Source organism: Streptomyces canus, assembly GCF_001514145.1.
Lineage (GTDB): Bacteria > Actinomycetota > Actinomycetes > Streptomycetales > Streptomycetaceae > Streptomyces > Streptomyces canus.
This window is the reverse complement of sequence record NZ_KQ948732.1, coordinates 1-587: the sequence shown is the minus strand read 5'-3', so window position 1 is coordinate 587 and position 587 is coordinate 1. Positions and strand designations below refer to the sequence as shown.

The following is a 587-nucleotide window of genomic DNA, read 5'->3' as shown; positions in this document are numbered from 1 at the left end:
CCTGCATGATCAGCAGGATCTGGTAGAGCGGATTGCGCGCGAGCGAGCGGGTGGGCGCGAGTTCCTCCACCAGTCGCTCGAACGGCACGTCCTGGTGCATGTAGGCGTCCAGACCGGTCCTGCGGACCCGGCCCAGCACCTCACGGAAGGCCGGGGCGCCGGACAGATCGGTCCGCATGACGAGGGTGTTGATGAAGAACCCGACCAGGTCGTCCAGCGCCTCGTCGGTACGCCCGGCCGCCGACACCCCGATGGGAATGTCCGTACCCGCACCGAGCCGTGAGAGCAGCACCGCCAGTGCGGCCTGCAACACCATGAACAGCGTCACGCCCTCCGCCCGCGCCAGCTCCGCCAGCTTCGCGTGAACCTCCGCCGACACCCCGAACTCCGCCGCATAACCGCGATGGCTCTCCACCGCGGGACGCGGCCGGTCGAAAGGCAGCTCCAGTTCCTCAGGAGCGCCCGCCAGAGCCTGCCGCCAGTACTCGACCTGACGAGACATCAGGCTGTCCGGGTCCTGGTCGTCGCCGAGCAGCTCCCGCTGCCAGATCGCGTAGTCCGCGTACTGCACCGGCAGCGGCTCCCAA

General features: G+C 69.0%; 1 protein-coding gene. It reads right to left on the bottom strand.

All coding sequences use genetic code 11. From position 1 onward, the window contains the following. Window positions 1-587, bottom strand: a 587-nt coding sequence (locus tag AQJ46_RS51270) for a condensation domain-containing protein (protein ID WP_225887692.1), incomplete at both ends; no start/stop codon positions are given.